The sequence below is a fragment of the Rhodopirellula europaea 6C genome (assembly GCF_000338295.1).
GTDB classification, from domain to species: Bacteria; Planctomycetota; Planctomycetia; order Pirellulales; family Pirellulaceae; genus Rhodopirellula; species Rhodopirellula europaea.
The window spans coordinates 1-22,902 of sequence record NZ_ANMO01000038.1; the positions used below are offsets into that span (position 1 = coordinate 1).

The window sequence follows — 22,902 nt, forward strand, 5'->3', positions numbered from 1 at the left end:
CCAAACACACCGGCAATGCAGCAGACGTCGGCAAACTCCTCGCTGCGGACCTGCTGGGGAGACCAATCGCTTTCTGTGTTGGGTTGCGCTCAGGCCGACGGAGAGCCTCCGTCGGCTACACGCACCACAGCAATCATGTAACCGACAGAGGCCCTCAGTCGGCAAAACACGCCGGCAATGCAGCCGACATCGGCAAACTCATCACCTCGGACCTACTGGGGAGATCAATCGCTTCCTATGTTGGGTTGCGCTCAGGCCGACGGAGAGCCTCCGTCGGCTACACTCGCCACGCCGATCATGTCGCCGACAGAGGCCCTCTGTCGGCTACTCCGAGATAGCTGGCATTGCTTTGACCGTGTCGCCGATGATTCCGACGTGGCAGTTTTCGAGCAAGGTCCCGGATTCGAAGTACACGTTCTTGGCCGCGATCATGTACTCGGTCATCGCCAAGTGATAGCGAGTTTGTGATTCGTTGAGCCGTCGCTGGGCGTCGAGCAGTTGCTCCAAACTGATCGGCAAACCGGCCTTGCGATTTGCCTCGAGAGCATCCAGTGCGTCCTTCGAAGCCAGGTAGCGATTCAGGTTGGTTTCCATCTGGGCGTATGCCCGTTCTGTCTCCGCGATGACGGCCATCAAGTCATGGGTGATCTGCCGCTCTTGCTCTCGCAACACCGCCCGCTCACGTGCCACCTGGATCTTGGCGTGCTGCACCGCGGCGTGTGCCTGACGAAAACCAACTGGCATTCGGAACTCGACTCCGGCCTCGTACTCTTGGTAGTCGCCGGTCCCAAGTTCGTTGAACGCGGAATCGCTACCCGCCAAATCCTTGCCGAGGCCACGCAGCCGATACGTGGTGACGAGGTCCAAGGTCGGCAGTTGAAAGTTCTTCGCCGCGATGACTTCCAACTCGCGACGTTTGACCAGCAACCGTTGCTGTTGCAATTCGCTCCGCATTCGCAACGCGTCAACGGCCAACGATTGAGAGTCAAAGATCAACGGAGCCGACAACGGTTCATCGACAGGACGCAGCAGTTGCCCATCGGCGATCGGCAATCCAATCAGCAAACGCAATCGACGCTCCGCCGCTTGGACTCCCGTGACGCCCGCGAAGGTGCCGCCAGAGGTGGAGTTGTTGGTTTGAGTTCGCTGAATCAGTTTGCCCGCAATCGCGTCTTGTAGCTCTGACACAAACCGGTAGTACTGTTCTCTTGCCAGTGCTTCCGCCGAACCGCCACGACGGTTCGACGACTTCTGTGCGTCGTAGCTTCGCCAAGTCTCCAGGCTACGAGCGACTGCTTCTTGCTTGGCGTCGACATCACGGTAGGCGAAGTACAAATCCCAGTACGCATTGACGACATTGCTGAGATAGTTGCGAGCGTCTTCGCGAAATTGTGTGTTGGAGATATCGCTGTTTGTTTTCGCAATCAAGACACCGTTGTACACGCCCGGCAAAGCCGCCGGCCCGGCGATCCGGTTGAACGCCAACCCGCCGCCCTGCAGCAATGGTTGTCGCAATTCGGCGTGCAGTTGTGTCTGCCAAGCACTGGGCGTCAAGTTGCCCGTCGCATTGTTTGCGTCGTAATCCGTGATGCTTCGCAGACTGATCTCCGCACCCGTTGCCGTTCGCTTAGACAACTGCAGCACGTAATCATGCACATCTTGCTTGAACGCGTTGGCACCACCACCAAAGAACCGGTTGTTAAATCGACGGTCGTTGTTCTGCCAAGTTCCGACAGCGGTGAGCTGCGCATCAAACGCCGAGAGCGCGGCCTCCATGCCCAATTGCGGGTCGGTTTGAACCAAACCAGGGCTCTCATCCGTCGTCACCGTCTCGGGTGCTCGCAGCACCGTCGCGTTCAGGTCTCGCAAGACCTCGCTGTTGCTCATCGCTTGATTGAGAGCCTGCTGCAGCGTCAGGTCTCGATAGTCCGCTTTGGCCAGAGCCTCCGGATCTCGCAATGTCAGCGGTGCGATGACGGGAGTCGTGAGCGTCTCTGGCGGTGCCCCGGCGTCCACTCGCGACATGATCTGATCGACGTGAGCAGTGCGATTGCCGATCGTTTCAGGCAATGCCCGCGAAGCACGGCAACCCAACGAACTGATCGCCGGTGCCATTGTCAGGACCATTCCGCCGGCGCACAAAATCCGCCGAGCTCGATGACCCAAAGCCCATCGAACCATCGAACGACCTGCACTGGGTCGACCTTTGGTCACACTTTCCCCTCGATGAATCCGCTAATTGAGGGCGCAGGAAGCACAACTGATGCAACCCGCACTATCCGGATTCTTCGACTGATCGATGCATCGAGATTGAGCGAATCTCAATCAAATGGAGCAGCGACGGTTTCCAAGTACACCCAAACAACAACGCTGAGACTTTACAGCGGCTGGTTAAACTAGGCAGCTGGTTTCGACCGTGAAACCGGCTCCAAATCGCAACCATGACAGCCACCATTCCATCTCAGACCGTCGTGTCGACCGATGAACTGACACCGTATCAACTGTGTCATCACATCGTCGCTCACACTCGCGCCGACCGAGTGTTGTGGTTTGCACGACGACAGAACCAATGGGTTCCAATGGGCTCCTCCGTGCAATCTGAGATCGCGGTGGACTCGCCCGTCGCTCGCGATTGGTCCTCGATCCTTTCGCACATTCACGAATCGACCGAGACCAGTACTGACACGGTCCTTCAAAACCAGCTGGATCGATATCGCGAGACCTCAGGTGCGCAAACGATTCTGATTCTGCCGCTGCGTGCCAAAGAGGCAACCGAAGCGACATCGTTCTTGGTTCTTGAAACGTTCGATTCATCTGCACAACAGGTCGACTCGGCGGACCTGCGAGCGGATTGGGAATCGATCAGCCACACGCTTGCTCCCGCACTCCAGCGTGCAGTCGACCAATTCCAAACGACTTCGCCACGACCCAAAGGTCGATTTTCGCGAGCCATTTGGGCGGCCGTCATTGCGGTAGTCGTCTTAATTCTGTGGGTCGTCCAGGTTCCCTTGCGGCTCCCCGTGGAAGGCAGTCTGGAACCGATCCACCAACAACGTCTCTTTGCACCGACTGCGGCCCGAGTGGTCACGGTACACGTCGATGATGGACAACAAGTTGAGCGAGGCACCCTGCTCATCCAACTGCGAAGCGACGAACTGGACCTGCAAACCCAAATGGTCGCGGGCAACTTGGCGACCGCGAAAGCGGAACTGGCCGGACGCCGGACCATCCGATCCGATCGGTCGACGCCATCGGGCACGTCCAACACATCGACCGACTCAAGTGGCCTGCAGTCATCGACGAACGAATTGGTTCTTCGAGAGCGCATTCGGTCGTACGAGAAACAACTTGAACTACTGCAGTCCGTGCAAGCATCGATGTCGATTCGATCGACAGTCCGAGGCCAAGTCCGACGTTGGGATGAGGAAGAGACCCTGGTTGGTCGTGATGTCTTCCAAGGACAATGGCTCTTTGACGTAGTGGATTCGTCCGCCGGAATGATCGCCGACCTGGAACTGGCCGAGCAACACGTAGGGCATATCCTGCAGGCTCAATCCGAAAGCCAGCCTTTGACGTGCCGCTTGCGTCTGCGGGCCCAGCCTGATGTCAGCTGGACCGGTGAAGTTCAACAAATCGCATCCGCGGTGCATCCGAATGCTGAACAACAACCTGTCGTCCAACTCAGCGCGACCGTGCCGCCAACACTGGAAGGCGTCACCGACCAACCCATGGGCTCGACGGTCGTTGGCGATGTAGAAGCAGGACGACGAAGTCTCGCGTACGTCCTCTTTCATCCCTTCTTCGATTCCCTTCGGGAGATTTGGTAATGCATCGAGCACTGATCGCAGCGGGACTTTCGCTTGTCGTCGCTTTCCCCGTATTCGCCCAAGACGCGAAACAGCTAACTTGGATTGGCGATCTGATCGTCACACCCTCGCAATCAGGTTCCGCCGTTGCCATGCATCCCGGACGGTTGGTCCAAATTCATGTGACCGAAGGCGACGCGGTTGCTCGAGGCGAACTGCTGGCAAGCCTCGACGATGAGGTCGCCAAGCTGCAACAACAGTCGGCCGAACAAGATCTCGCGATCATCCAATTTCAAAGCGACCAAACACTGGATCTCGATGCGGCGCTCGCATTTCTGGAAGAACAAAAGAGCGCAGCCAAAGAACACGATGCCGGCGCAGCGATTCAAAAACGTCTGGCCGAAAACGACATCCGTGTGCTGGCCGCCCAAAAAGCCGAAGCGGTTGCCAAAAGCGAATGGACGCGTGCGGTCAACGCCAAGAAAGATTTCGACAACGCGGTTTCGCAATCCGAGATTGATCAATTCCGCCTCGCTTATGAACAACGAAGCTTGGAAACCCAGCAAGCCATCTTCGAACAAGAGAACGCTCGCTTGAAACAATCGGTCGATCAGGCCACGGCGGCATCTCTGCAAAACAAAATCCGATCGGCCGAAGTTGCGGTCCGACAAGCCAAAGCCGCGGCGAACGTTGTCCAACTCAAGACAAGACTAAAAGAGCAACAACTCGAACTGGCAACGGTGAACGTCGACCAACACTCGTTGAAGTCACCGATCGATGGCATCGTGGTCGAGGTTTCGCACCGCGTGGGTGACTGGGTCCAACCCGGCGAATCGATCGCGCGTGTGGTGCAGCTCAATCGTCTGCGAGTGGAAGGCTATCTGCCCGCCAAATGGATCCATTGGCTTCGTGACGAATCCAAACCCAAGCTGATCATCGAGCTTGCGACGGGTGAGACAACCGAACGAACCGGCGAAGCGAAATTCATCAGTCCCGAAGTCGATCCGCTCACGCGAGAAACGCGATTTTGGATTGAAATTGACAACGCTGACGGGAAACTGCTTCCTGGCTCGCCGGCCCGACTGATGCTCCCGAACAACGATCACGGAACGACACGATGAGTTCCGCGGCCATCCAACCTCGATTGCGTCCGGACTTGATTTGCCGCATCATCCGCATTGGAAAATCCTTTCAATGGGTGATCCGAGACCCTGTCGTATCGACGCGAGGCTCTCACGACCGCTTCTCGGCGCAATGGATGGTCAACGAGCAAGAATTCGCGATTCTTCAAAGTCTGGATGGATGTCGGTCATTCGATCAAGCCCACCTGCATTGCCAACGTTTGCTCGCTCCAGTCGAACTTTCGCGAGAAGATTTTGCAGCCTTCGTAGACCAAGCCAACCGAAACGCTTGGGTCACAACCGCGTCTGCTGATGGCACTCCACTGCTCTCGCAGAGTGGAGCGGGAACTCAGCGACATGAACTCGGCGAGTCGTTTTGGCAACGGATTCTACACAACCCTTTGGCCATTCGAATCCCGTTGGTGGATCCCGATCGATGGCTCGATCGCCCTGTGAAAATCGCTCGAAACTTTATTGCAAGGAATCAACGTACATGCACGGTCATTGGTTCCGCATGGACTGTGCTCACAGGAGCCATTCTTCTTACGCACTGGGAACGATTGATTCCAGCGATCGGCCAGAGCGCTTCGGCGCTACAATCTCCATCCACGTGGATCGTTCTGGCGTTTGTGATTTCGGGCATCAAGCTGATCCACGAGCTCGCCCATGCGATAGCATGCAAATGGTTTGGAGGAAGTTGTCACGAAATGGGTGTCATGTTCTTGTTTGGCATCCCTTGTTTGTACTGCGACGTCAGCGACGCTTGGTTGATCCCGCAACCATGGAAACGAATGCTCGTCTCCGCCGCAGGAATCCTAGCTGAGTGTGTGCTTGGGTCCCTCGCACTGGTTGCCTGGACCCATTCGATGCCTGGACTGCCGCAAAACGTGTTGTTGTTTGTGTTGATGGTCACATCGGTCAACACGGTGATTCTCAACGGTAATCCACTGATGCGTTATGACGGCTACTACCTGCTGTCCGACGCGGTTTCGGTTCCCAATCTGGCGACACGTTCCCGAGTCGCGTTGCAAATGCGATTGCGGTCTTGGTTCTGGGGTGCGTCATCGATTCAAACGGAATCGCAGTCCCAACCCACCGCGGTGCAAAGCGATCGCAACTCACTCGGCTTGCTCGCCTATGCAACTGCCAGCAGTGCTTATCGCTTAGTAGTCTTCGGAACCATCGGCTGGATGCTCTTCAATCATCTCGCGTCCATCGGTGCGACCACCATCGGCATCGCCGCTATTGCGATCCTTCTGTATCGCGTGATGCGAGTTTGGACCGCTCCCATCCTGCGAACGCCATCCGAGGTCGCTCCCGTGAAAGCTCGCCGCCGATCTCGAATGATGATTGGTTTGGTTGCTGCCTTATCGGTGGCAGTTCTCTCGATCCCGCTTCCTCACCGCGTGAATGCGACGGCGAAGGTTCAACCGATCCAGCAAACCGAGATTTTTGCATTGACCGCGGGACGTTTGGAATCCATTGCCTCCACGGGACATTTCGTACGAGCCAACGAGTCGATCGCTAGGTTGTCGGATTGGAAAACCTTCCTCCAAATCGAACGCCTCGAGGGCGAGATTGCTGAATTGGAAGCTCGCCTGAAAGGGACTCGCATGAGCCGCATGCGATCGGACGCCGGAACTCCCACCTTGGCCAATATCCCGACCATCGAATTCGCACTGCAATCCAAACGCGAAGAACTGCTGACGATCCAAAAAGAGTCGGAGCACCTTGAGATTCGTTCGCCTCACGCGGGCCGGGTCGTTGCGGTCTCGGCCAAACCCGTCACACCAAGGCAGCGGTCACGATCCCAAATTGGTTGGAGTGGGCAACCAACCGAAGCAATCAACCGGGGAGCTTGGATCAACAGCGGAAGTCCCATTTGCAATGTCGTCTCAGACGATCAGCACAAGGTCTCGGTGTCCATCGATGCATCGCAGATCGGATGGGTGCGAGAGGGCCAAGCGGCAGTTACGACATTCCCCTCCGGTGCCATATGGAATGGGTATGTCAGTGAAGTGGGCACGCGTCCGGCTGAGAATGATAGGACCTACGAAATCACCGTTGCACTTGATCCTGACAAGCGACCGTTTGGCTTCCCTCCGCCATCGAACTGGACGGCCAAAGTGAGCGTGCACGTTGAGCCCGCTTCGCTGTGGAAACGAACTCGGCACTGGTTGGCCACCCACTTCCGTACGAATAGCTGACGATCAACCAACCGGTCATCAGTCGGAACTCGTCGCCGCCGGCCACAACCGCACGGTGCCATCTTCGGACGCGGTCATCATCAGATCACCCTTCTCAGTCAAATCCAACGCGGACAAGGCATCCTTGTGACCTCGCAGTTCCAGCAACTCTCGTCCAAACCTGGCTTGTTCGTCACGATTCGCTCCCTGAGCGATCGGATCCCACACTCTCACCGAGCGATCTTCACTGGCGGTAAACAACCGAAGCGGATTGGACAACACCGCTAAATCGGAGATCGGTTCCGCATGTCCAATCAACTGAATCGGGGCCTCAATGTCCGCCGTTCCAAGCCTTGGATTGGCGAACCACTTCTCCACGTCCCACATTCGCGCGACGTTGTCGGATCCACCAACCGCGACCCACTTGGAATCTTTGGAAATGCGGCCGACGTTCAGTTTGCCGAGCGATGGATCCGCCACCAGGTTGAGCGTCGCCTCCCCATCCATTCGAATCAACGTCGCCGCACCTTGATTGGTTGTCGCCAGCAAACACGAACCATCCGGACTGAAGTCCAACGAAGCGATTCCGCCTTGCAAAACTGGATCGTTCCACTGACGGACGGACTGGAATGTCCCTGAGTTCTCATCAAAGTCCCAAACGCGAACTTGTGAATCGTCACCACCGGTTGCCAAGCGAAACGTTTCCATGGGAGAGATCGCAATCGCGCGAACAGTGCCCTCGTGAGGCGACTCTAATTTGCCGATTGTCTTGCCAGTCTCCCCATCCCAAACTTTGACACTGCGACTGGCCGTGATCACCCGACGATCACCATCGGCAAAGGTGGCTCGTGTGACCGCACCGTGAGCTCGATAGCTCATCAGATGCGTGTTGGAGTCACCGTCCCATCGAAACGCCGCATTGCCGTGCATGGTCACAAAGCGGTCACCTTGCAGCGACGCCACCGCGGTGCATTCCCCAATGCGTTCTGGCAGTTCAACCGCGGCGGCTCGCTTCGCCGTCCCGATGTCGCTGGACAGGTCCCAGGTCTCAACGCGACTGGAACGATCTCCGGCTGGAGTCACAACCAACCGAGCCAACCGACCGTCTGTTGAAAATGCCACTCCGCCAAAATTGGGACGGCCACCAAAGACGCTGGTTTGATCCTTTGAAAATGTTTCCGAAAGCAATCGTTGTTGTTTGCCGCTGGGAAGATCCCACCAAGTCACACTGGCAATGGTTCGGTCGGTTCGCTTCGATTGATCGATCGTGATTGCCTGCCGTCCATCGGGCGAAACAACAAGGTCCATCACAAAGCCATCGGTGTCATAGCGGTCCGCCCAACTCCGATCGGACCAACGCCAACGCATCAACGATTGATTATCGGATCCAACCCAAACGCTTTTCGAGTCACCCGCGAACGATGCGGTGTTGATGCGAAAGCCGAGGAGATCGTCGATCGGTCCACCGACCGGTTCACCTGTTTGCAAATCCCACACACGGCCTCGGCCCGCTCGATCGCCGCTGAACAACCAATGGCTGTCAGGAGAAATCGCCAGAGCGGCAACGGATTCTTCATGGCCATTCAAACGATGCAGCAACCGAGGCGAAACTTGCTTGGACGGATCCAACTTCCAAACCAAGACATCCGATTCGGTGGAACTGGAACCGGTGGCAAGAAGGCTGCCATCTTTCGAAACCGCCAACACATCGTTCAGTCCCGTCCCACGAACACTGCCGAGTTCTGTTCCACGATCGATGTCCCAAATGCGGACCGTCGCGTCGGCATTGCCGAGAAACAATCGACGATGCACAGAGTCCATTCGCATGGACATCGCACCGAACGCGCTGCCTTCTTCCAGTGTGCCACCATCTTCTGCGGGCGACGATCGCTCGTCCGACGAGATCGTCAGACGAGTATCGAATCGAGATGTATTGGGATCAATCGACAACACTCGCGCCGTGTGATCGCGACTGGATGTCACAACCTTTGTTCCATCGGGGCTAAATCGCGCCGACCATATTTCGTCCTCGTGGGCGGCCGTTTCGAATGCGTCCAAACCATCGACCGCTATATTCTGATCGCCATTTGTTTGAGCGGATGTGAGATCGTCTTCCAATCCACTGTCCAACCGTCCCGTTTCTGATTCCCAATAACGAAGCGTTTGATCGTCGCCCAAGGACAGCACGTCACCACCGGATTCAGGAACAAACACCGCTGACTTCACCGCCCCGCCGTGGCCTCGCAACGATCGCTCGCGAGCCCAAGGCCCAAGTTCGGCTTCGCTCGGAACGTCCGCACGCGTCCATGTTCTTACAACGTAGTCTTTACCGGCGGTGATCAGTCGATCGAGCGTCCCGTCATATCGAATGGCCTGCACCCCGCCGCGATGAATTGGTCTGGTTTCGCTCAACGCTGCGGAGACATCCACATTGCTTTTGGAAGCATCAACCGAAGCCAAGTTCTGGACCGCACTTTCGATGCTTTTCTTCGGATCCGCATCAACCAGATCTTCTTGATCCCAAACGAATACGTTTCCATCGGTGTCACCACTCGCAAAGACGGGAGAGTCATCCTCCATCCAAGCCGACACCGCAGAAACTTCCGAATCATGCCTCATGAAACGGCCAACCCGAGTCCCAGTATCTGCTCCACCGACACCGATGTTCCAAACCGCCACACGTCCCCGTGCCGAATCGTTGACCGCCGCAGCAACCCAAACCGTTTCCCCATCGCGAACGGCAGTGACTTGTGTGACTGGACCGACGTGCCAATGTTCGCTGAAAGTAGGAAAGCCATCATCGCCATTCGAAATCAGGTCCCAAATCCGGACCGTACGATCGGTGGATGATGACACCAACGTGTTTGAGTCGGCAAAACCAAGGTCGCTGACCGGTCCGTCATGCGTCGGCAAACGCGATATGCGCTTGGACAGATCCCCGTTCCAAATTTCGATCTTTCCGTCCAGCATTCCAATTGCGACTTGTTCGCCTGATGCATTCATCGCAGACGCCGTGACGAATCCGCCATTGGGATCGTCCCACGCTTCCGCCATTGTCAATCGACCGGAACTGGCGAGAGAGAATGTCGCGATCCGCCCGTCATCTTGAACGATCAAACCACGCCGAGACTCACTCGGTGGAGCCTGAGCCAACAACAATTGATCCGCAATCACGGGTAGCGAAGCGACCGTTTTGGATTGACGAACGGTAGCTGACAACCAACGCAATTCCCATGGCAGCGGCTCCTTGGGGAATCGCTCTCGATAGCCATCGGTCAACTCCGAAAGAATCCGCCGAGCGTCAGAGAACTCGTTGCGGTCGACACGGGCTTTAGCCAATCCAATTTGAGAAACATACGACTCATATTCCGCCTCGGCTCGAGCGATCTGAGCGGCTTTTTCGCTCGCCTTTGCTTTGGCTTCCTCCTGAACTGCTCGCTTCCTGCTTTCATTGGCTTCCACAAACCGCTGATTCGCGAGCTCAGTTTGCTTGTCCGCAATTTCCCGCTGCTCTTCCGCCTCTTTCCGTTGTTCGTCTGCAATCTTCTTCTGCTTTTCTGCAAACAACTTCTGTTCTTCGGCAATGTCCCTTTGCTCCTCGGCGATGTTCTTCTGCTCGGTGGCCGTTCTTTTTTCTTTCAGCGCGACCTGTTCCTGTTCTTTCGCGATCTGGGTTTGCTCCTCGGCTCTACTTGCCTGTCGCCGAGCCTCTTTCTCCTTCGCATTGATCGTCACCAATGCGAACGCACCGCCGACAAAGATGAACAGCAACATCGCAGCCACGGCACGCTTCAAGAACTTGAACCGTGACTCACGAGCCTTTCGATCCTGGATGGCTTGTTCCAGCTTCATCGCCATGGCTTCGTGCTCAGGCGATTCATGCAGCAACACGCCCTCCGGTTTTAGCAACGACAAGCCAAGGTCAAAGTCTTTGTTGTCATGGGCCGCGGAAGCATGAGCCAACCGCGCCCGAGCCATGCCGTCTCGCGCAGTTTGGTTTCCATCCCAAAGATGCAGTGCTTCTTCAAACCCAAACGTCGCTCGCGAGAACAACGTGTACGAAAGAGTCTGCTCCGCTTCTTTCAGATCGTCTGTCGCTCTGGACGCCAGCGAGATGCTTTCGGAGTGCGAGCGATATTCACGAATCGCCTCTTGGAACTCAACCACGCTCGCATAGCGGTCTTCGATGCGAGTCGCCATTGCCTTGCGAGCAATGTTGAGCAGTTCGCCTTCGTGCCGAGGCTCAACCTCACGAATTTCATTGGTGGCAACGGCTCGCAAGCACTCCCGAACGTTCTTGGCATGGTGCGGGGCCTTGCCGGTGACGATCATGAACAGCGTCGCGCCGAGCAGATAGATATCTGCCGCTGGACCAATCGCCTCCAGTGGTCCCGTCGCCATCTCAGGCGCCATGAACGAAGGCGTGCCGCCCAATCCTTTCGCGGGCGTGATTGAATTGAGTTTTTCAAACTGAGGCATCGCCAACGCGATTCCCCAGTCCATCACCATCACGACACCAAAATCCCCCAGCATCACGTTTTCAGGTTTGATGTCTCGGTGAATGATCCCTCGCGTGTGAGCAAACGCGATTGCGTCGGCCACTTTGATGAGAATCTCGAGATTCTCATCCCGCGACTTCTCGCCGATGACTTTGTTCCAAGGCGTGCCGACGACACGTTTCATGGCATAGAACAAAGTGTTCTCGCCGGTCACCGCCACGTCGTGAATCGGAACGATGTTGGGGTGATCCAAATCGCCGGTGATCACTGCTTCGGTCAAAAACTGCTGACGCCGACTGTTCTCGGTGGACTCCAAACGCCCCTGTTCTCGAAGTGCCTCGCGTTTGTCGTCTTCCAGCGGCTTGATGATCTTGACCGCGATCAATCGATCCAAAGATCCTTGTCGAGCAACAAAGACATTGCCCATCCCACCTTTGCCGAGCAATCGAACCAATCGGTAATCCGACGCTTCGGTTTCGCTTTCCTGCGGAGTCGTAACTTGTCGTCCACGCAACGGCAACGATGAACCGGCAACCGCCGATCCAAACTCACTGAACGAAGCAACCGTCGCAGCACCGGTGTGAAATTCCTGAGACAGTTTGGACCAATAACTCACATCCTCGGATGTCAATTCGCGAGGGTTGATGGTTTGACCAATGTCTTCGTCTGTCAGAATCGTTCCCGCGGTCGCCTCGCTTTCATCCCCTTGAGTCTTCGAATTCGCGTGGATGGTGGGGATCGTGTTGTCCGCCGTTTCATCCAGCGTCGCATTGAGATCGACCGTGGCGTCTGTTTCCACCACGGTCAGATCAGACTCTTGGACGGTTGCATCGACGTCATTCAACGTTTCGTCGACAACCGTGGCATTGGCGTCCGAGACCGTTTGGTCCGATTCCAGCAATGTCTCATCGGGATCGAAGTCAGCGTCTTCCACGACGGTTTCATTCACATCTGAAACAGTCGATGTCGCATCCGAAATGGTTGCATCCGTGTCCGTCACGGTGAACTCATTTTCAATGACGGTTTGATCGGAATCTTGAACCGTCTGGTCGGTTTCTTCGACGGTCTTGTCCAGATCAGCGACCGTTGCATCCGGGTCGTTCGACGGAGCAACCGGAATGATGTTGCCTTCGTCCAGGGTTGCGTCCAAGTCGACTTGATCGACCGTCTCGCTCAGTCCGCGATGATCGTTTCGTTGAAACGAATCGGTTTCCTCGACCGTCTCATCCAAGTCGAAATGGCTTTCGGTCGCATTCTCATCCTCTGGCATACCGTGATCTGGTTCACCTTGGCGATCTTTATCATTCGTCATGATCACGCTCCTCGTTTGGGAGTTGATCCGAATTCAATTCTTCTAGATCGAGCGGAATCAAACGCAACGTACCAGCCTCCAGGTCATCGCCGGTTTGAATTGGACGCCCATCTCTCAATTCAACCTGCAAGATCGTGCGTTCATCCGATTCACCAATCACGTATTGAATCTCATACTCGCCATCGGGAAGCTTGGAAAACAGGCGATTCAAGGAATCACTTTCCAATGAACGATCCGGCAAACGCACCGGTTCGATCAAGTCTTCCGCATCGGGATCAGGCGAAAGTGCACGAAGCTGAAAGAACTCTTCTCGAATCGCCGTTGGACTGGATGAAGCTTCGGACGTTTCGAACGTCACGGTCGTGAGCGTTGTGGTGCTCGTCATCACGACGGGAGTCACCGGATCAACCGGCTCGGGAATCACATCTCGAACAGGCAAGAAAGCCAGCGGAACGTTCACACGGGGAATCACAAAGAACGCTGCCCCTGATTCCAAAATCGGACCGGCTGATGTTTGCGTCAGAGGATTGTCGGTCGATGAAATCACGCTTCCGGGAACATCCAGCGAAACGAGAAGTCCATCCGTATTGGGTTGTGTGATGGATTCGCCGAGCAACTGGATCGATTCATGATGCTCGACTGCGAACAACACATTCAAAGGGTCGGTTGCACTTCCGCGTCCATTCAAAGTCGATTCGAGAATATCGTTTTCCATGTACACATGGCTGACGCTGGTCGTTTGAAATGAGCCCGGAAGATTCTCGACGCGTTGGAACCGTTCCGTTTCGGCTCCCCAATCGATGATCAATGTCAGACCATTTTCACCTTCGGTTCCGAGATTGACCGACAGAATCCCCTCGGCATCGTTGACATCAAACTGCGAAAGGATGTTCGTCCGAATGGAGTCATGCTGATAGAACGCTTCGGTCAATTCACCAGGTTCCGGCGCGACCGGCGGAGCTGCTGGACGGGGCGGTAGGTCCGGATTGGGTGGAACGAGGTCTTCCGGATCGAGCACCGGTCGCGGTGTGAATTGTCTCGCAATTCCAACGCCATCCCCGGTGTTGATCTCGAATTGCCGACCAAGTTCGATTGCGGGTGCGGACAATGTCACCGCACCGGCTTCAATCGATGCCGCTTGGATCTGCACATCATCCAACGCCACAATCCGTTGTGAGGATGACAAACGCACTCGGCCATCGGTCCCAAGTGCCACGACTTCCGGATCCAACTTGCGATCGGGACCATCATCGATGGATTCGTCATCCATCAAAATCAAATCGCCTTCCGCGTGCACGTCGACGAACCCGTTGCCGGCCACCACGTCTTTGATGATCACATCGCCATCGTTGCGAACCCAAATGGAACCTTGGTGAACGATTACTTTTTCGAGAGTCAACTCGAGCCCGCCGAATTGTTCCAAGCGGAAATCGCCATCGCCAAACTCGACGCGTGCAACCACCGGCTCATCCATCGCCAACCAAACCAAATCCACATTTCCATCACCGGCATCAACGTCCAATTGAGTCACCGATTGCAACTCCAACTCGCGTACGTTGCCGATGCCGTCGTTTGCTTCCAGAAGAAGATCATCCGCGATGAAATCCGCCAAATTGTCCACGGCGGAATCATTGATCGAATTCGCAAACACCTCGATTCTCGCGTCACCCGCATCAATCTGCTCCACAATTAAATCGGACTGGCTGACCAATTGCACATCCGCATCAGCCGTGAGTATTCGGACGTTGGAGACTTGGTTGCTGGTTTGATTCAACGTCAAGCCCGCATCAGCCGAAACGTCCAGATCGTCGACCACCAACGTGCTGGTCACCAACTGACGGACCGCACCTTGGCCAGTCACTTCCAAGACCGGCGTCGTCAAATGTGATTCCAAGACCAGATCATCTTGCAGACCGAACAGTTGAACTCGATCTTGAACCGTGGTAATTGCTTCTCCCAAGTCAACGCGCCCGACATCTTCGGTGGTCAGTTCGGTGATGTTGACAACCGACATACCCAACTCAGGCAGCAACGCGAATGATGTGTTTGCGTTGCCACGGACCGAAATCATTTCCGCGGCGACATCGACATCATTTCCGATGGTCGATGGCGATAGCACTTCGACATCCACGCTGTCGTTCCCCAGCCCGCCACGAACAGTCGCATCCAAACCATCAGGCAATCGCAAGTGCAACGAATCGTTTCCACCGCCCAAGTTCACTCGAACGCGACCGCCAGTAATCGCGTCAATGCCGATCGAATCGACCTGGATCGGATTCCCAATCACGTCGTGGCCAATCGTGATCGGAATGATGCCCGTCACCGAATCAGTGAATTGAAGTTCGCCGCCTGGGGTGAGCGACGATTCGATGGTGTCAAAACCCGCGTCCCCTTGAACCAACAATTCACCCAACGCGGTCAGCTCGGCGGTCGCATTGAGAACCAACCGTTTCTCAAGCGGACGAATGCTCGGAACAAACCGGGCCGGCGGGCCGACTTCGGCGACATCCGCTCGGATCCATTTCGCCCACGAACGCGACCAAATCCGCGACGCCTTTGGCCTCCAATCGCGAGCCAATTTGGACTGGAGAAATCGCATGATTCTGGAGGCTTTGGTGACCGAGTGGAGAACGTGTATCGAGACGATTTCGCGAAGAAATATTCTAATCCGCACTTGCTTCAGGAACATTCAAAAGCCTCCTCCCCACCGAAGAAGTGGCTCAGGTGGAAGAAACCGCCCAAATCGCAACGTTAAGGTGTTCCGATTGCAACGATTCCTCCCGGTTTAGCGGTTGTTGCGATCAAAATGGGGAAAGGAATGGGTTCCGCCGATTGAGACCATGAGGGACCAGCGTGAGTTCCCTCCGGAACTGGACGCAAATTGAAGCGAAGCTATGAACTTCATCCAAGCACTGATGGCTCAATCGCGATCGACCGAAATCATCGTCGCCGATGTTTCATGGCCACTGTTGGCCGATCGTGTCGGGCGAATCGCGATGCTGGTGCTTGGTTGTGCGTGTTTCGCCTCAGCGACGGCGAACGCCCAACAATCGCAATCCGTGTCGCTGGCTCCCGCGACGCAGTCCGCTTCGTTTCGAAGCATGCTGAAGGACGATCAAATCAGCACGCACGCGGCGCAAACGGTCTCGCACCAATTGACCGATCAACCATCCGCTCCAGACGCCGCCCAAACGACCCCGCAGCAACGCGCCGCGGAAAGGCTGCAATCACGATTCGCGGCACTCGAAAAACCCGTTCGCGAAATTCGCGTGGTTCAGGCGGACGTCGCGGGTTCGTTTCCCGAAAACCACGCCGCCGAGTTGCTCGCACCAATGGCTTCGCACGTGATCGAAAGCGATTGGCATGAGATCCCAACTTATGATCGCTATCCAGTTTGTTTCTTCCACCAGCCATTGCATTTTGAAGAACGCAATTTGGAACGCTGCGGCAACGGACACGGCTACCTGACCAACGCCGTCTCCACATTCTGGTTCCTCTCCAACACCGCCGTTTGGCCGTATCGAATGGCCAGCGAACCGCATTGTCAGTGCGTCAACTCAGCGGGCGACTGCAAAACTTGCCAACGCTACGCATTGCCGATCGAACCTCTGCATACCAATTCCACTCGGCATGAACTCGCGAAAGGTGTGCTGGCCGAAGCCGCCGTGATCGCCGGTTTCACCTTTTTGGTGCTCTGAATTGGCCTCGATCGATCCGGCTCATCACGGCACGAATCACCCAATCTCGGTGAGTCTGTGGTAGTTTGTTCGCACCGATCAAAATGCCCCGAGTCGATGGCAATTTCGGCCCATCCGGTCACGGGCAAACGTTGAAAAGGAAGCACCATGAGTGACGCAGTCTCGCACCTGATCTTTGACGTCGAAAGCATCGCGGATGGCGATCTCATCTCGCGCGTCCGTTACTCGGGTGAAGACCTGTCCCCAGACGAGGCCATTGCGAAGTATCAAGCCGAACGATTGGAACAAACCGGGTCGACGTTCATTCCCCATACGTTTCAAGTTCCCATCGCGGTGGTGGTCGCCAAAGTCACGTCCGACTTTCGCTTGGTGGACATCAAATCGCTGGACGAACCCGAGTTTCGCCCGCACGTCATCACCAAGTATTTTTGGCAAGGCTGGGAGATGTACAACATGCCCCAGTGGGTGACGTTCAACGGCCGATCGTTTGACATTCCGATCATGGAACTGTCAGCGTTCCGGTATGGAATTTCGATCCCCAAATGGTTTGACGACAGCGGCTACAAATCGCGTCGCAATCGATTCAGCACGCATGCCCACTTGGATTTGCAGGAACTGTTGACCAACTTCGGTGCCGCTCGCTTCAACGGAGGCCTCAACCTGGCCGCCCAAACGTTGAACAAACCCGGCAAAATGGGACTCAGTGGCGATCAAGTCCAAGCTTCTTACGATGCTGGCAATCAGAAAGAGATCAGTGATTATTGCCGCTGCGATGTATTGGACACGTACTTCGTCTTTCTGCGGTGCATGGTGCTGACAGGCAAACTGGAATTGGAACGAGAGATCGAACTGGTTCAGCAGACGCGTGATTGGATCGAAAAGGAAAGCGAAACCTGCCAAGCCTGCGCCGATTACATGACGCAAATCGGGGATTGGGACAACCCTTGGCTCGCCGAATCGGAAGAGGCTGACGCCGAGCAAACTGAAAGCGAAAATGACGTCTCCGCCGACACGGGTTCGAAAAGCACTGCATCATCGGGCGGCGAGCAAGACGCGGCTGAACCGGACGAATCCAAAGCATGAATGCTGAGAATTCCCGATGAGCAACCAAGCACTGCGAGTGACCTGCCCGAATTGTGTGGCATTGATCGAATTCCCCGTTGTTTCACGCGACAACGAATCGAACAACCAACCGTTCCAAAGCGGTTCATGTGCCGCATGCTCACACGTGATCGACTTGCGAGTTGCCGGCAATCAAGTTCCCGCCGACCCGCACTCGTTTGCCAACCGACAACGAGCCGTCACGCTATTGCAGCCCAATGAATCGTCGGTTGAGAGCGTCTTGTTTGACGCACTGCAATTGTTTCGCAGCAATTGGAAAGTATTGTTGGGCGTGTCCTGCCTGACAACTTTGATTTGGTTTGTCTTGGTTGCGTGGCCTTGCCGAAAGCTAAGCGATCTTTGGACCTTGGCTCAACAAGACGCGACTCAGATGCTGACCTTTGTTCTCGCGACTTTCATGGTGGTCTGCGTTGGCATTTTGACCACCGCCTACACAACTTCCGTGATGGCGAGAATGACGTTGGCCGTGGCTCGTTATGGCCGCGGCCGAAACCAGCCAGCCGTTCAGTTTGCTCCTGGATCGGACGCGATGCCGTCCCGGGGAAGCTTGTCCGTTCCCCCGCGTGTGCTGTTTAACATGACTTTGTTCATGCTGTTCATTGCCGTGATGATGGGAATGCTGTTGTTAGTGGGCGTGGCGGTCATGATTGCGTTCATGTTGATCCTTCCGTTTCCGCGTGAAACAGCGACGCTGGTCGGCACCTTCTCCGTCGGCTGCGTTTACTTCGTTCTGATCTTCGCGTTGCAGTGGCTCCTTTGGCCAAGCGTTTGCTTGATCGCCGACGGTCGGTCCTCGTTCGGGCAGAGCCTGCAACAAAGCTTCGCGCTATCGTGGGTGCACCTGCGGGTGAGCCTGAAAGTTGTCACGTTCTACTTTTTGCTATCCACGATCGGTGCTTTGCTGTTGTACGTCGGCCAAGCCATCACCACTCCGATCGCGAGTCTGCCGTTGGCGGTGGCGTATCTGCGGATCACGGGCGGCCAAACGGCCCTCGACTCGACCGAGTGAAACGGGCTCGAGCCCTTTCCCCCCGCCTGATTCCGATCTCGAAACACGCTGCGTGCGGATTTCGGTTCACGACCTGGGCGGATCATGCCGATCCTTCCGATTGGAGTGCGTACGCAAGGAACGCGTCGTCTCACCCTGGTTCGTCATGCGGGGGCATACGAAATGAGAAACACTATCAATCGGCGTCAACTCTTGGTCGCACTGGCAACGGCATCCATGGCCTCACCGGCTTGGAATGCGTTGGCGGAACCGCCGTTGGGCGTCAATGGCGTTCAATTGGTGGGCGAGCCCACTCAGTTGATCACCGCCAACGACCTACCCGCGGCGCGTGTGGTTCGTCTTCCGCCGGTTGATGACCGTGTGAAACAGGTGGTTGTGACCGCACTGGCGATTGACCCTCGTGGCGAATGGTTGGCTGTTGCAGGCGACGACCACGTGATTCGTTTGCTTCGTCAAGAAACGCTGCAAATCGTTCGCACCTTGGGCGACGGCCAGCGTTCTGGAGAATCCCCGATCGGCCACAGCGACATGATTCGCACGTTGGCCTTTGATGCGACGGGAAGCCGATTGGCATCCGCCGGCAACGATGGTCGTTTGGTGATTTGGGACCGGAACGAACAATTCAGAGTGTTGCAAGAAATCGGATCCGCGCCCGCTTTGGCGTGCGTCAATTTCTCACCGACCGGTCATCAAATGGTCGCGGTTGGATTTGACAAAGAAGTGTTCTTGATTTCGAACGAACCAACCAAAAACGATCGACTGCTTTGCGATTGCAACGATTTACGTTGCTGCGTTTACCGGCACGATGGCGAAGCTCTTGCGATCGCCGGTCGCGACGGGCACCTGCACTTGTTTGATCCCAAGACGGGCAAACTGATCGCGGACCAGCACTTGCACGAACGACGCGTTCGCGACTTGGCGTTCATGCCAAACTCGGACATCTTGGTCAGTGTCGACGAAGACGGAGTGATCCTACGCTGGGACACACGGACCAACGAAGTGCTTTCGCGTCAAAAGATTACCTCGGGACGCTTGTTCTCATTGGCGATCGTCGACAGTCATCGCATCGCGGCGGCCGGCAGCGACGATGTGATTCACTTGGTCGACTTGGCCGACGACGGTCGATCGCTTTATGTGTCCGGACAACTCAGAGGCCATGTCGGATCGGTGGCAACGCTTGCCGCCGTCGATGGCATGGTGTTCTCCGGCGGATTTGACGCGACTTTGCGGCGTTGGGATTTGAATCGAAACGCAATGGCGGACAGCAAGATTGCACTCGGCAACGACGGGTCGACCCCGGCCAGCGAACCGACACCTCGCTGACCCATCGACCGCATCTCATCCTTCCATTCCTTCAGCTGACCTGAACTCCCTCGCGTCCAACTGAAATCAATGTGCGGTACAAGGAGGTACCAAACGTGATCTGGAAACGTCTCGAACGATTGCTAACACCCAACACTTCTGCTTCGACCGGGCGGAAGATGCGCATCGAGTCGCTGGAGAATCGTCGTTTGATGGTGGCGGATCCGATCCATGTTGGATTGGTTTATTTGGAAACGGACTACTTGGAATCCGATCAAGACGTCGGCAGCGACTCCAAGGGCGACCGATTTTTGCTTTCGTTCACCGGCGGAGCCCCCGGCACCGAGCTGACGGAATTGATCATCCGCACCGACAAAGACGGCGATGGAATTTCGGTTGGCGATCCGATCTTTGATACCGAAGTGGGCAACCGTGGAAAGAACGGTGCGCATCCATTCACGGTTCAGAAGATCGAGACACTCGATGGGACGCCCGCCGATGTGACCGCGACGGTGGACGATGGTGGACAAGTCCTGAAGCTCAACTTCCGTGGCTTCAGTGCCGGCGATCGTTTAGAGTTCACCATCGACGTGGACGAAGTGTTGCGTAACCTCCCGGACCTCGATGAGTTCAACCAACGACTCGACGTGATCACGTCGGGACAAGAGTTCCAAGATTCGATTCTGGAAGCTCTCTTCGAAGCTCCGGACTACTACGCTGCCGAAGCCGATGCGATCTTCTTGAACGACTTCGGAGACCCGGCCCAGCAATACGGTTTGGATTTGCCGCCGGACGAAGGCACCGACATCGATAGTCGGCCCAACCGATCCGCCGCCGCGGTCGGAACCGCCACGCAGACTCCGATTCCCGCCTCGATTGGTGGTTTTGTCTATCGAGACGACAACGATTCGGGCACCAAAGACGCTGACGAAGTCGGCCTGGGTGGCGTCACGGTTCGGTTGATCCCCGTCGACACGATCGCACCGCAAAACCAGCTCGAAACCAAAACCAACGCCGACGGTTCGTACCAATTCACGAACTTGATGCCAGGTCGCTATCGCATCGTCGAAGTCGACCAGCCCGCTGATTTGGAAGACGGCAAAGACGCCGCCGGTACAATCGATGGCCAAGTCGTCGGTTCAGCGATCAACCCGGGCGACGAAATTCGCGACATCGTTCTCGGTGGTGGTGATGTCGGGGTGGAGTACAACTTTGGCGAAGTCCCGCTGGGATCGATTGGCGGCTTTGTGTACTTGGCCGCACCCGGTGCAGACTGCGATGGCGATCACGACGAAGGCGACAGCACCCCTCTGCAAAATGTCGAAGTTCGTTTGATCGACGAACAAGGCAAACTGGTCGCAACAACGCGAACCGGGGCGGACGGCAGCTACCTCTTTGACGATCTGCGCACCGGTGTGTACGAGATCGTCGAGATCACTCCTGATGGCTTGCTCGATGGCGGGTCGCATCCAGGGGAAATTCGTACCATCGCGTCGAACATCTTCGTTCCCGTCGGTGGATCCGTCGACGGCGGCCGAATCACCAACGTCGCGTTGCCGCCTGGCGGTGAAGGCCACGAGTACAACTTCTGCGAAGCCGCACCAGGATCGTTGTCCGGCGAGGTCTATCACGACCGCGACAACGATGGAACTCGAGACGCCGGCGAAGAAGCGATCCCCGGCACCGAATTGGTGCTGGTTGGCTCGGACGGAAACGTTGTTGCCACCACTGTCACCGGTCCCGATGGCGCGTACAAGTTCAGCGGTTTGGCGGCCGACACCTACCGAATCATCGAAACGCAACCGCTCGGCTACATCGACGGCATCGACTCGGTCGGTCAAATCAATGGAACCACGGTCGGTGGACTGGGTTCGGATTCAGACAGCTTGGTCGGCATCACGTTGCGTCAGGGTTTGCACGGCGTCAACTATGACTTCGGCGAACGCAAACTCGCCTCGCTCAGCGGACGCGTGCACGTTGACTTCGACGAAGACTGCTTCAAGGACGACGACGAACCAGTCCTGGAAGGCGTGACCATCACGCTGGTCGACGACAGCGGCAATCAAGTCGCACAGACGACTACGGACGCCGACGGTCGCTACTACTTCACCGATTTGATTCCCGGCAACTACACCGTCATCGAAACGCAACCGGAAGGTTACTTCGAAGGTGGAGCCAAACCCGGATCGGCTGGCGGCGTCAGCGAGAACGGCAGCCGAATTGGTTCGATCACCTTGACGTCGGGCGAAGTCGCCGTGGACTACGACTTCTGCGAGCGACCACCATCGGAAATCTCCGGGGTCGTGTATGTCGATCGTGACGCCGATTGCTTCCGCGATCCAGGCGAAGAAGGCCTGTCAGGCGTTCGCATCGAACTGGTCAACGAAGCCGGGAACGTCATCGCGACCACGCTGACCGATGCGTCGGGATCCTACAAGTTCACTTTCTTGCCAGCCGGTTTCTACACCGTTCGCGAAATTCAGCCGAGCGGCTATTTCCACGGCGGCCAAAAAGCGGGCAGCCACGGTGGCAACGACTCCCAAGCCGATGTGATCTCGACCATCGACATGGGCTGGGGCGAAACCCTGACGCAGTACAACTTCTGCGAACTGTTGCCATCCGAGTTGTCCGGCATCGTGTATGTCGACAAAGATGCCGACTGCTTCCGCGATGCTGACGAGATCGGTCTGGCCGGCGTGATTGTCGAACTGTTTGACGAAAACGGTACCTTGGTCGGCAGCACGACCACTGACGCTAGCGGTGCCTATCACTTTGGCAACTTGAAATCGGGCGTCTACACCGTTCGCGAAACGCAGCCCGAAGGCTACTTCCACGGTGGACAGGTCG

Annotated in this window: 11 protein-coding genes; 8 read left to right on the forward strand and 3 right to left on the reverse strand. The window is 56.2% G+C overall.

Annotated features, from left to right (window positions below):
• Positions 1-324: 324 nt before the first annotated feature.
• Positions 325-2,181: a TolC family protein gene (locus tag RE6C_RS03510; protein WP_008653931.1), complete on the reverse strand. Its 1,857-nt coding sequence runs from the start codon at positions 2,179-2,181 to the stop codon at positions 325-327.
• A gap of 260 nt (positions 2,182-2,441) precedes the next feature.
• On the opposite strand from RE6C_RS03510, the gene RE6C_RS03520 reads away from it, so the two are divergent.
• The 3 genes from RE6C_RS03520 to RE6C_RS03530 are packed head-to-tail and all read left to right on the forward strand — an operon-like array spanning position 2,442 to position 7,134.
• Positions 2,442-3,827 (forward strand): efflux RND transporter periplasmic adaptor subunit, encoded by a 1,386-nt coding sequence (locus tag RE6C_RS03520; protein ID WP_008653932.1) that lies wholly within the window; start codon positions 2,442-2,444, stop codon positions 3,825-3,827.
• Positions 3,827-4,927, forward strand: coding sequence for an efflux RND transporter periplasmic adaptor subunit (locus RE6C_RS03525; protein WP_008653933.1), 1,101 nt, complete (start codon positions 3,827-3,829; stop codon positions 4,925-4,927). Before RE6C_RS03520 ends, RE6C_RS03525 begins: the two co-directional genes overlap by 1 nt.
• Positions 4,924-7,134 (forward strand): HlyD family efflux transporter periplasmic adaptor subunit, encoded by a 2,211-nt coding sequence (locus tag RE6C_RS03530; RefSeq protein WP_008653935.1) that lies wholly within the window; start codon positions 4,924-4,926, stop codon positions 7,132-7,134. Before RE6C_RS03525 ends, RE6C_RS03530 begins: the two co-directional genes overlap by 4 nt.
• Positions 7,135-7,152: 18 nt before the next feature.
• Here RE6C_RS03530 and RE6C_RS03535 read toward each other — a convergent pair whose 3' ends face one another.
• Both RE6C_RS03535 and RE6C_RS03540 read right to left on the reverse strand, forming a co-directional pair.
• Positions 7,153-12,924 (reverse strand): WD40 repeat domain-containing serine/threonine-protein kinase, encoded by a 5,772-nt coding sequence (locus RE6C_RS03535; protein WP_039961103.1) that lies wholly within the window; start codon positions 12,922-12,924, stop codon positions 7,153-7,155.
• A complete protein-coding gene (locus RE6C_RS03540) occupies positions 12,914-15,523 on the reverse strand; it encodes a hypothetical protein (RefSeq protein ID WP_008653938.1) in 2,610 nt (869 codons plus the stop codon). The genes RE6C_RS03535 and RE6C_RS03540 overlap by 11 nt, the downstream gene beginning before the upstream one ends.
• A 295-nt stretch (positions 15,524-15,818) precedes the next feature.
• On the opposite strand from RE6C_RS03540, the gene RE6C_RS03545 reads away from it, so the two are divergent.
• The 5 genes from RE6C_RS03545 to RE6C_RS03565 all read left to right on the forward strand — a co-directional run.
• Complete coding sequence (locus tag RE6C_RS03545; RefSeq protein WP_008653940.1) at positions 15,819-16,622, forward strand: hypothetical protein; 804 nt, start codon at positions 15,819-15,821, stop codon at positions 16,620-16,622.
• A gap of 147 nt (positions 16,623-16,769) precedes the next feature.
• Positions 16,770-17,705, forward strand: a complete 936-nt coding sequence (locus tag RE6C_RS03550; protein WP_008653943.1) for a 3'-5' exonuclease — start codon at positions 16,770-16,772, stop codon at positions 17,703-17,705.
• A gap of 16 nt (positions 17,706-17,721) precedes the next feature.
• The gene (locus RE6C_RS03555; RefSeq protein ID WP_008653944.1) at positions 17,722-18,753 is read left to right on the forward strand and encodes a membrane protein; all 1,032 of its coding nucleotides are present in this window, start codon (positions 17,722-17,724) and stop codon (positions 18,751-18,753) included.
• Positions 18,754-18,915: 162 nt separating this feature from the next.
• A complete protein-coding gene (locus RE6C_RS03560; protein WP_233214919.1) occupies positions 18,916-20,076 on the forward strand; it encodes a WD40 repeat domain-containing protein in 1,161 nt (386 codons plus the stop codon).
• A 158-nt stretch (positions 20,077-20,234) separates the two neighbouring features.
• Positions 20,235-22,902: MSCRAMM family protein (locus RE6C_RS03565; RefSeq protein ID WP_008653946.1), on the forward strand; the 2,668-nt coding region annotated here is incomplete at its 3' end.

Bases quoted from the DNA above. Each gene is read 5' to 3' on its own strand.
- RE6C_RS03510 (WP_008653931.1), bottom strand. From the start codon at position 2,181: ATGGTTCGATGGGCTTTGGGTCATCGAGCTCGGCGGATTTTGTGCGCC.
- RE6C_RS03520 (WP_008653932.1), top strand. From the start codon at position 2,442: ATGACAGCCACCATTCCATCTCAGACCGTCGTGTCGACCGATGAACTG.
- RE6C_RS03525 (WP_008653933.1), top strand. From the start codon at position 3,827: ATGCATCGAGCACTGATCGCAGCGGGACTTTCGCTTGTCGTCGCTTTC.
- RE6C_RS03530 (WP_008653935.1), top strand. From the start codon at position 4,924: ATGAGTTCCGCGGCCATCCAACCTCGATTGCGTCCGGACTTGATTTGC.
- RE6C_RS03535 (WP_039961103.1), bottom strand. From the start codon at position 12,924: ATGACGAATGATAAAGATCGCCAAGGTGAACCAGATCACGGTATGCCA.
- RE6C_RS03540 (WP_008653938.1), bottom strand. From the start codon at position 15,523: ATGCGATTTCTCCAGTCCAAATTGGCTCGCGATTGGAGGCCAAAGGCG.
- RE6C_RS03545 (WP_008653940.1), top strand. From the start codon at position 15,819: ATGAACTTCATCCAAGCACTGATGGCTCAATCGCGATCGACCGAAATC.
- RE6C_RS03550 (WP_008653943.1), top strand. From the start codon at position 16,770: ATGAGTGACGCAGTCTCGCACCTGATCTTTGACGTCGAAAGCATCGCG.
- RE6C_RS03555 (WP_008653944.1), top strand. From the start codon at position 17,722: ATGAGCAACCAAGCACTGCGAGTGACCTGCCCGAATTGTGTGGCATTG.
- RE6C_RS03560 (WP_233214919.1), top strand. From the start codon at position 18,916: ATGAGAAACACTATCAATCGGCGTCAACTCTTGGTCGCACTGGCAACG.